8 protein-coding genes are annotated in these 9,673 nt (G+C 68.6%); 3 read left to right on the plus strand and 5 right to left on the minus strand.

Annotated features, from left to right (window positions below; all coding sequences use genetic code 11):
- Nucleotides 1–60 precede the first annotated feature (60 nt).
- On the minus strand, nt 61–417 hold the full coding sequence (locus tag PKH97_RS09695; RefSeq protein WP_324387209.1) for a hotdog fold thioesterase: 357 nt from the start codon (nt 415–417) through the stop codon (nt 61–63).
- 115 nt (nt 418–532) lie between these two features.
- Here PKH97_RS09695 and polA point away from each other — a divergent pair, with 115 nt between their 5' ends.
- Nucleotides 533–3,202, plus strand: a complete 2,670-nt coding sequence (gene polA, locus PKH97_RS09700; RefSeq protein WP_324387203.1) for a DNA polymerase I — start codon at nt 533–535, stop codon at nt 3,200–3,202.
- Between the two features lie 534 nt (nt 3,203–3,736).
- Here the strand turns inward: polA and PKH97_RS09705 are convergent.
- The gene (locus tag PKH97_RS09705) at nt 3,737–4,711 is read right to left on the minus strand and encodes a hypothetical protein (protein ID WP_324387204.1); all 975 of its coding nucleotides are present in this window, start codon (nt 4,709–4,711) and stop codon (nt 3,737–3,739) included.
- A gap of 56 nt (nt 4,712–4,767) precedes the next feature.
- Nucleotides 4,768–5,826 carry a PQQ-binding-like beta-propeller repeat protein gene (locus PKH97_RS09710; protein WP_324387205.1) on the minus strand — a complete coding sequence of 353 codons (1,059 nt, stop codon included), beginning with the start codon at nt 5,824–5,826 and terminating at the stop codon, nt 4,768–4,770.
- A gap of 198 nt (nt 5,827–6,024) precedes the next feature.
- Between PKH97_RS09710 and PKH97_RS09715 the strand changes: the two genes are divergently transcribed.
- Both PKH97_RS09715 and PKH97_RS09720 read left to right on the plus strand, forming a co-directional pair.
- Complete coding sequence (locus tag PKH97_RS09715) at nt 6,025–6,756, plus strand: peptidase E (protein ID WP_324387206.1); 732 nt, start codon at nt 6,025–6,027, stop codon at nt 6,754–6,756.
- Between the two features lie 399 nt (nt 6,757–7,155).
- Nucleotides 7,156–7,578 carry an organic hydroperoxide resistance protein gene (locus tag PKH97_RS09720; RefSeq protein WP_324387207.1) on the plus strand — a complete coding sequence of 141 codons (423 nt, stop codon included), beginning with the start codon at nt 7,156–7,158 and terminating at the stop codon, nt 7,576–7,578.
- A gap of 6 nt (nt 7,579–7,584) precedes the next feature.
- Here the strand turns inward: PKH97_RS09720 and PKH97_RS09725 are convergent, their stop codons facing one another.
- A complete protein-coding gene (locus PKH97_RS09725; protein WP_324387208.1) occupies nt 7,585–8,886 on the minus strand; it encodes a hypothetical protein in 1,302 nt (433 codons plus the stop codon).
- Nucleotides 8,883–9,632, minus strand: coding sequence for a class I SAM-dependent methyltransferase (locus PKH97_RS09730; protein ID WP_324387210.1), 750 nt, complete (start codon nt 9,630–9,632; stop codon nt 8,883–8,885). The genes PKH97_RS09725 and PKH97_RS09730 overlap by 4 nt, the downstream gene beginning before the upstream one ends.
- Nucleotides 9,633–9,673: the final 41 nt, after the last annotated feature.

Consider the following 9,673-nt stretch of genomic DNA (forward strand, 5'->3'; position numbering starts at 1 on the left):
TTCGGCGCCCGGCCGCCGGCTGACCCCGCGGGCTGACGCCGCAGCGGCATACGGGCGAGGTCAGGCGCCCGGCGGCTTGTCGCGCAGTAGGCAAGTGATCCGCGAGGTGCACAGCTTCTTCTCGTCCTCGTCTCGGATGACGATCTCGTAGGTCACCAGCGTGTTGCCGACGCTGATCGGGGTTGCGACACCGGTTACCCACCCCGAGCGCCCCGCCCGGTGGTGAGTGGCGTTGATCTCGATGCCGACCGCGGCACGCCCGGGACCGGCCGCCAAGCCGGCGCCGATGGACCCGAGGGTCTCGGCGAGCACGACGCTCGCGCCGCCGTGGAGCAGGCCATACGGCTGGGTGTTCCCCTCCACCGGCATCCGCGCCACGATGCGGTCCTTGGCGACTTCGAGCAACTCGAGGCCCATCCGTTCGGCCAGGGTGCCCTTGGAGGCCTGGTTGAAGTAGCCCGCGAGCTCGGTCGGGGAGGCGGCGGCGTCGAAGGCTGTGGGGTTGTCGGTCATGACGCATAGGCTGCCATGCGTGAGTCGCCTCCTGTTGCTCGACGGTCATTCGCTGGCCTACCGCGCCTTCTTCGCCCTGCCGGCCGAGAACTTCTCGACCAAGACCGGGCAGCATACGAACGCGATCTACGGCTTCACCTCGATGCTGATCAATGTGCTCCGCGACGAGGAGCCGACCCACGTCGCGGTCGCCTTCGACGTCTCGCGCGACACCTTCCGCATGCAGGAGTACGCCGAGTACAAAGCCGGCCGGTCGGCGACGCCGCGCGAGTTCTCCGGCCAGTTGCCGCTGCTGAATGAGGTGCTCGATGCCCTCAAGATCCGGCACCTGGAGGCGCCCGGCTACGAGGCCGACGATATCATCGCCACCCTGGCGACCCAGGCCGAGGCGGCCGGTATGGACGTGTTGATCTGTTCCGGCGACCGCGATGCGATGCAGTTGGTCTCCGACCGCGTCACCCTTCTCTATCCCATCCGTGGGGTCTCGGAGTTGACCCGGATGACCCCGGCGGCGGTCGAGGAACGGTATGGCGTGCCGCCGGGCAAGTATTCGGATCTCGCGGCCCTGGTGGGGGAGTCCAGCGACAACCTGCCTGGGGTGCCGGGCGTCGGGCCCAAGACCGCGGCCAAGTGGATCGGCCAGTTCGGCGGCCTGAGCGGCCTGGTCGCTAATGTCGACCAGGTCAAGGGCAAGGTCGGCGACGCACTCCGGGCCCATTTGGACCAGGTGCTGCGCAACCGGCGGCTCAACCAGTTGGTCCGTGACCTAGACGTGGGCGCGACTTTGCCCGAACTCGAGCGGCGCATGTGGGATCGCGAGCAGGTCCACACCGTCTTCGACGGCCTGGAGTTCCGTGTGCTGCGCGAGCGCCTCTTCGCGACCTTCGACACCGTCGCGCAGGAGGCCGAGGGCGGGTTCGCGGTGGACGTGGAGACCTTGACCAGCGCGACGCTGGGGCCGTGGCTCGCGGCGCACGCGCGCTCGGGCGCCGACGTGGGCGTGCACGTCGTCGGGTCGTGGGCGCGGGGGACCGGGGATCTCGGGGCAATCGCGCTGGCCACGACCCAGGACCGGGTGGGTTATGTCGACGTGACCGACCTGACGCCGGCCGCCGAGGCGGCGCTCGGCGACTGGCTGGCGGATGCCAGCGTGCCGAAGATCCTGCACGACGCCAAGGGCCCGATCCAAGCGCTCGCGGCGCGCGGCTGGACTTTGCGCGGACTCTCCCTGGACACGGCCCTCGCGGCCTATTTGGTGCGCCCGGATCAGCGTGACTACGACCTGACCGACCTCGTGCTGCGCCAGCTGGGGCGCGATCTGCACAAGGACGCCGGTGCGCAGGACGGGATGCTCGACTTCGGTGCCGACGATGCCGCCGAGGTCGATGCTGCGGGCGTGCGGGCGCTGGCCGTACTGGAGTTGGGCGCCGCCCTGCGCGATCAGGTCGACGCCGCCGGGGGCACCGACCTGATGCGCGAGGTGGAGTTGCCGCTGGTCGATGTGCTCGCCGAGATGGAGCGCACCGGCATCGCTGTGGATATGGACCGCTTGCACGCGCTGGAGAAGGATTTCGCCGACCAGGTCGCCCTCGCCCAGGACGACGCCTACGACGCCATCGGCGGCGAGCAGATCAACCTCGGCTCACCGAAGCAGCTGCAGGTGGTCCTCTTCGACACCCTGGGCATGCCGAAGACCAAGCGCACCAAGACGGGCTGGACGACCGACGCCGAGGCGCTCGCCGATCTCTACACCAAGACCGAGCATCCCTTCCTGGAGGCGCTGCTTCGGCACCGGGACGCGACGCGGCTGCGGGTGACGGTCGAGGGCTTGCTGAAGTCGGTCGCGGACGATGGGCGCATCCATACGACCTATGAACAGACGATCGCCGCGACCGGGCGGCTGTCCTCGAAGGATCCCAATCTGCAGAACATCCCGATCCGCACCGAGGAGGGGCGCCGGATCCGTGAGTCCTTCGTCGTCGGTCCGGGCTTCGAATCGCTGATGTCGGTGGACTACAGCCAGATCGAGATGCGGATCATGGCGCACCTCTCGGGCGATGAGGGGCTGATCGAGGCCTTCCGTAGCGGTGAGGACCTGCACCGCTTCGTCGGGTCGCGGGTCTTCGGGGTCGAGCCGGCCGATGTCACGCCGGCCATGCGCAGCAAGGTCAAGGCGATGTCCTACGGCCTCGCCTACGGGCTCTCGGCCTTCGGCCTCTCGCGGCAGTTGACCATTCCGACCGAGGAAGCGCGGGCGCTGATGGAGGAGTACTTCGCCCGGTTCGGCGGCGTGCGCGACTATCTGGGCTCGATCGTGCAAGCTGCCCGCGGGACGGGGTACACCGAGACCATGCTGGGCCGGCGGCGCTACCTGCCCGACCTGACCAGCGATAATCGTCAGCGCCGCGAGATGGCCGAGCGGATGGCGCTGAATGCCCCGATCCAGGGCTCGGCGGCCGATGTCATGAAGGTCGCGATGCTTGGCGCGCACCGGGCGCTGGCCGACGCGGGCTTGGCGTCCCGGCTGCTTCTTCAGGTCCACGACGAACTCGTGGTCGAGGTGGCCCCCGGCGAAGCGGCCGCCGTCGAGGCGTTGGTGCGCCGCGAGATGGGAGCGGCGGTGGCGATGGACGTGCCGCTCGACGTCAGCGTCGGCGTCGGCCGGTCCTGGCACGACGCCGGTCACTGATCGCAGCCTTTCCGCCCGATGCCACAAATCCCTCGTTCGCAACGGGAGACTTCTCGCGCGAACGCGCACTTTCCGATGCCCGAGGCCCTGTTTACCTTCACGCACCTCTGGCGGGTGGCGGCCCCGCCGGATCGGGTGTTCGCGGTCCTCGCCGACCCCGATCGGTATGACCAGTGGTGGCCGCAGATTCGTTCGGTCATCCGGCTTGGCCCGGACGACGGGCTGGCCCGGGTGCGAAGCCTGCTCCCGCTGACGTTGACCTTGCATCTGCGCCGGATCGAGACGGACGCGGCCGCCGGCCGCCTCGCCGTCGCGATCACGAGAGACCTGACGGGCTGGGCGCGATGGACCGTGGGACCGGACCGTGACACCGGGGGGACTTGGGCGGCATACGAGCAGGAAGTCGTGGTCACCGCACCGCTGCTCGCGCGCATCGCGCCGCGTGCCGGTGCTCTACTGCTCGCCAATCATGAGGCGATGATGCGCTCCGGCGAGCGCGGCCTGCGCCGGCGCCTGAAGGAGCGAGCCTGCCGGTCAGGGGCGGCCGCGCCCCCAAGCGACGGCGACGTCCGCCGGGGTGGTGAGCACCGCGGTCGTGCTCCGCTGTTTAAGCGCGGCCAGCAGGGTGTTGCGGCAGAAGTTCTCGGGGTGGCCGGTCCACCGGTTGCGCCAATCCGGGCTGGTGCAGTCCCAGGCGTTGGCTTGGCCCATGGTTCCGGACTTTCCGTCGACCACGCGATAGAGCTGCAAGATGCCATAGGTGCCGGCCGCCGGCCGCAGCACCTTCAGCATGTCCGGAAGTGCCGTGGTCCGGCGATCGGAACGGACCGGGAAGCTGTAGCACGGCAGGGCGGGGTTGTTGCACCGTCCCCCGTTGATCGAGTAGGTCAACAGTGGATAGGGGTAGGTCGTCGCGGCGGCCCTGGTGTTGGTCAGCGGGGTTTCGGTGTAGAGCCGACCGAAGCTGAAGTACTTTGACACCACGCTCTGAGTGGCCGCGTCTTGCATGTCATTGGGGTAGTTGAACAGCCCCCAGGCTTTGGTCTGGCCCTTGGCCTCCAGGACCGGAATGGTGGCGCCGCTCTCGTCGTACCGTTGTTCATCGGTGGTCAGCGTCGTCATTTCGACATAGTTCATGCCCTGGGAGACGGCCGTCCAGCCGTAGTTCGTGCGCAATGTGGCCAGGTCGTTCCAGGTCGGATAGATCACGCCCCGAATGCATGGTCGGCTGGTCGCTCCCATGCGATTGACCACTACCCCGGTGACGACCGTGGTGATCCCGATGGATTTCAGATCGGCCGCATCCTGAAGAAGGGTGCGCATGCCTGACGTGGGCGTGCACGCCGCGGTCCAGATCGACCGCCCGAACATGATGCTCAGGTAGCTCGGTGCCGGGGCATCGAGGGCGTGGCGATCGTCCGGCACCCGCTGGGCGCTTGCAGGCGTGGCGACGGCGGTCAGCAATAGCAATGGGACAAGGGCGCGGAGGGGTTTGCTGATCATTGTCATCTCTCGGGAATGGTCGACAGGGCGGGGGCCAAGCGCGGGCCCCCGCCCTGTCGACGTCACTTGGCGAACGAGTACAACTTGCCGCTGCCGACGGCATACACCGACGGCTGACCCTGCTGGTAGGCCGGGCCGGACAAAGCGTATTGGCCCGTTGTGTAGCTCCAGCTGGTGGCGCACGACGAGCTGAACTTGTAGGTCTTTCCGTTGGTGTTGGTGGCGTAGGTGCTGCCCGTGGTGGAGTCCGCCGCCGCGCGCGAGTTGAACGATCCGCCGACTGTGGCCATGCACATCGTGAGCCCATTGGAGGAGTTGATGCTGTAGAACTTGCCGTTGGCGCCGGTCAGGTAGACGCGGCCTTGGCCCTTTGAGCCCATGAGTTGTCCGGTGGTGCCCATATTGCGCGACCAGGACAGGGACCCGTCGGAGACGTTGTAGGCGTAGACATTGTTGCCCGCATCGGAGACATAGACGCGCCCGTCGTTGGGAGCCGAGGCCCGGCCGACGAGGTTGTAGCTCAAGGAGTGGTACCAGAGCGAATCGCCGGTGTAGGCACTCACCGCGTCGATGTAGTGGCCGTTGGCCAGCAGAATCACCCCGGCGTTGATGAATCGGGGCTCTTGCGCGCCGCTCACGCCGTAGACGTAGTCCCAGAGGAAGCTCAATGAGGTGTTGTAGCCGTAGAGCTTCGAGGCGTTCGGGAAGGCGGCGGCGACAACGCCATTGCCGTATGCCACGAGGGCGGGTCCACCTGGGCCGCTCGCCACGGCGAGCAAACCGCAGTTCGTCGCGCTCAAGGCGAGGACGTAGCCATTGGTGGTGCCGACGTAGACGCGGTTCGTGGCGGCGTCGACGACTGGGGCGAGCGTCGCCTGGCCGTAGTTCCCGCTGGTGCACACGAGCGACCCATTGGTCGTTCGTCGAATCTCCATCGTCTTGTTCGTACCGAGGACGACGGTGCCGGACTTGCCCATGGCGACGTTGAGATACGTCTTCCCGGTGCTGACGCTCCACCGAGGCGTTACGGGTGCTGAGGCTGATGCGCTCGCTGCGGCCGACCCGATGAGGGCCAAACCGAGAGCGGTGGCGATGCTGATCGTGCGTGTGGGCGACTTCATGGCTCTCCTCCAGTGCGCTGTGGCTCGGGAATCCCCGGCTCTTGGCAATCTAGACAGCGCGATCGCCGTTGTCTCGAAAACGCAGAAGTTGCCACACGGCATCCTTCGATAGCGCTCTATTACAGCAACACTCGTGATTCCAAGGCCCTCCGGATCGCCGACGAGCTCCGCTTGTCGCCGACCTCATAGAGTGGCCGTATGCCTGCAGACCAGCCCACCATCCTGGCCACCTCCGGCGGCTACCGCTATGGCACGCGGACGCGGATGGAGTTCGACAAGCTCGTGGAATATGCCGTCGAGCTGTCCGGGGTGACCGGACGCGCCCCGCGGGTGTGCGTCCTGGGGACCGCCTCCGGCGACCAGCGATGGTTCGCCGCCGAACTCGATGAGGCCGCGCGGGTGGCGGGCTACGACCTGACCCCGCTCCACCTCTTCCCGATGCCCAATGTCGACGACATCGAGGCTCACCTGCTCGCGCAGGACGTCGTGTGGGTCAACGGCGGCTCGGTCGCCAACCTGCTCGCCGTGTGGGACGTGCACGAGTTGCGCCCCGTCTTCCGGCGGGTGTGGGAGGCCGGCGTCGTGCTCAGTGGCGTGTCGGCCGGCTCGATCTGCTGGTATCGCGGCGGGTGCACCGACTCCTTCGGCCCCGATCTGCGCGCGGTCACCAACGGGCTGGCCCTGCTGCCCTACGACAACGGGGTGCATTACGACTCCGAGGAGCAACGGCGCCCGACCATTCACCGCCTCGTCGGCGACGGGACGCTGGGTGAGACGCACTGCACCGACGACGGGGTCGGTCTGCTCTATCGCGGAACCGAATTGATCGAGGCGGTGAGCGAGCAACTCGGCAAGGGCGCGTATGTCGTCACCCGCGGCCCCGACGGCACCGTCACCGAAGAGCGGATGGACGTTCGCGCTCTCGCCTGACGGCCCGGGCCGTGCGGCCCTTGCTACCGTCGGGCCATGGACGCGCTCCCCTTCTTCGTCCATGGCCGTAGTGTTCATCTGCTACCCAGGATTGGCGATGCAGGTGACCGCCGCCACCAAGGACGTGCAAAGGCGGCTGGACGTGCAGGACGACCAGATCAAGCGCACCGCCGACCGCGTCGGCGTGCCCGCATCAGAGGTCCGCGTCCTGCCGAGGTCCGCGAGGCGCTGCGCGGCGAGAAGATCCGCGCCATCAAGCCCCATCGCGACGCGACCGGCTCGGACCTGACATCTGCGAAGGAGGCTGTCGACCGGATCGAGGCGACCGGCGCCCAAGACACACCCTCGTGACCATGGGTCTGTGTGCGCGGCCCGTGATTGGCGTGCCAGGATCTGCGCATGACGATCCTCTACACCGCCGAAGCCCTCGCTACGGGGGCCGGCCGCAACGGACATACGCGCACCAAGGACGGCCACGTCGACCTCGACCTCGCCGTCCCCGTCGAGATGGGTGGTGCCGGGGGCGCGGCCAATCCCGAGGACCTCTTCGCTGCCGGATATGCCGCCTGTTTCCACTCCGCCCTCCAACTGGTCGCGCGCCGCGCGAGGGTCGAGCTGGGCGAGTCGAGCGTCGGAGCGCGGGTCGGCATTGGCCCGACGAGCGGCGGCGGCTTCGGGCTGGAGGTCGCCCTCGAGGTGATCATTCCCGACCTGCCGGCCGACCAGGCCCAGCAACTGGCCGACGCCGCGCATCAGGTCTGCCCCTACTCCAATGCGACCCGCGGCAACATCCCGGTCACGGTGACGGTCGCGGCGGACTGACGTCGGTCAGCTCAGGCGCTCGCCGGCAAGCAGGGTCACCAGCCCCGCGAGCGAGAGCACGGCCAGGACGGTGATGGTCGTCGCGATGATCCCGCCGACCGTCGCGGGTGCGATGAAGCGGATGGCCAGGCCGACCACGATGACCGCGACCCACACCACCACCGAGAACGTATGCCGTGCCCTCGCCACGTCGACGTACGTCACCAACTGCACCACCGCGAGCAGCATCCCCGCGGCGGCGAAGGCGGGGGCATAGGGGGCGGCCTCGGCATACGCCGATCCGGCGAGGGCGGCCGTCAGTTCGGTGTCGAAAATCCAGGTGACGACGATGGCGAGGGCACCGACGCCGGCCACGGCGGCCAGCGCCAGCCGGACGGCGCGCCCGGAGGCGCTGCGCGCCGCTACGTGCGGGAAGACCCACAAGGCGATGAAGTTGGTGCCCCAGAAGGTGACCCGGGCGAAGAGGGTCAAGAAGGCATACCAGCCCGACGCGGTCGCCGGCAGCACCGCACGCGCGAGCAGGAGGTCGGCATTCAGGAGCGCGAGGAGGGCGCCCGAACCGATGCTGGCGCGCAACAGGCCGCTCCATCCCGGTCGGCCGTCGTTGTCGCTCGCACCCTCCGCCGTATCGATGAGCCCGACGTCGATCGTCGATTCGCTGCCGGCGACCCACTGGTGCTCGGCGTCCACGGGCCCGGCGATCCCGTCCAGCCGATCACCGCCGCGAAGCAGCACGGCTCCAACGATGTTGACGGCGACCGCGGTAACGGCGGTCGCCCAGAGCGCGAAGTTCGGCCCGCCGCCCACGATCGCGGTCACGACGGCGGCGAGCGTGCGGCTGGCTGCGCTCAGGGCCAACAGGACGGCGAAGGCGATGTGGCGGCCGGACCCGAGCAGAATGCCGAGTTGGCCACCGACGTACGTCTGCGGCAGTAGCACGGCGGCCAGGCCGAAGGCCGGCCACCACGACGAGAGATGGAGCAGGTGCACCACGGCCGGCGCGGCTACCACGCCGACGCCCGTGGTGGCCAGGGAGACCAGCGCGGTTCGACGGAGTAACCAGCCGATCGCTCCGGCCGGATTCAGGGCCATCGCCCGGGTGGCTTCGAGTTGGATCCCGGTCGAGGTGACGGCCAGCACCACGGAGAGCCCGAGGAGGGCACCCAACTCGCCATACCGCTCAGGCCCGAGAGCACGGGTGAGCACGACGATATAGACGTAGCCGAGGATGCCGGAGGCGAAGGTTGCGACGGCGATGCTGGCCCCCGAGCGGGCCAGTCCCCGGTCGGTCGTCCCGGTCGCGGTCATCGGGTCGGTGCGACTGGGGCCGGACGCTTGCGCACGACCAGCAGCAGGTTCCACGTGAGGATTTCGCGGACTCCGGGCAGCCGCAGGAGATGGCGGAAGGTGTCGGGGAGGTAGCGCGGCCGGGCCGCGAGGATCTCGATATCCGGGGTGCGTGTGGCCCACGTCAGGCCCTGGGCGATGCTCGTGCGGTGGATCGTCTCACCAAGGCGGTTCTTCGGCGGTTTGCCGTGCTTGCGCTCGTAGCGACGGGCCGCGTAGTCGCCACTGACCCAGTGCCACGGCGACGCCTCGTGGCCACCCCAGGGCGAGAGCCAGTTGGTGTAGCTGAGATAGAGCACGCCGCCGGGGCGAAGCACCCGGACCATCTCGTCGGCGACGCCCTCGACGTCCGGGACGTGCTCGAGCAGATTGCTGGAAAAGACGATGTCGATCGAGCCGGTTGCGAGGGGGAGGGCCAAAGCGGACCCGACGATGCCGCCGTCGGCGACCGAGGCAACGTGCGGGTCGTGATCGAGCGGCACATAGTGCGCTCCTGCGGCGCGGAAGGCGGCGGCGAACTGCGCCGGGCCGGCCCCGACGTCCACGACGATGCGGTCGCGGACCTCGACGTGCTCGCTCAAGGTCGCCAGCGAGTCCGCGGCGAGATGCCCGTAGAACCGATCGGGGTCGCTCTGCTCCACCAGGAAGCTGGCGAACAAATCCCGCGAGCGTCGCAGTCCCCGTCGCTGCCTGGTCGGGGCCGTCACGCCGCGGCCCGGCGGGCTGTCAGGCGCAAGGTGGGGCGGGT

It is taken from the genome of Nostocoides sp., from assembly GCF_035343835.1.
GTDB classification, from domain to species: Bacteria; Actinomycetota; Actinomycetes; order Actinomycetales; family Dermatophilaceae; genus Nostocoides_A; species Nostocoides_A vanveenii.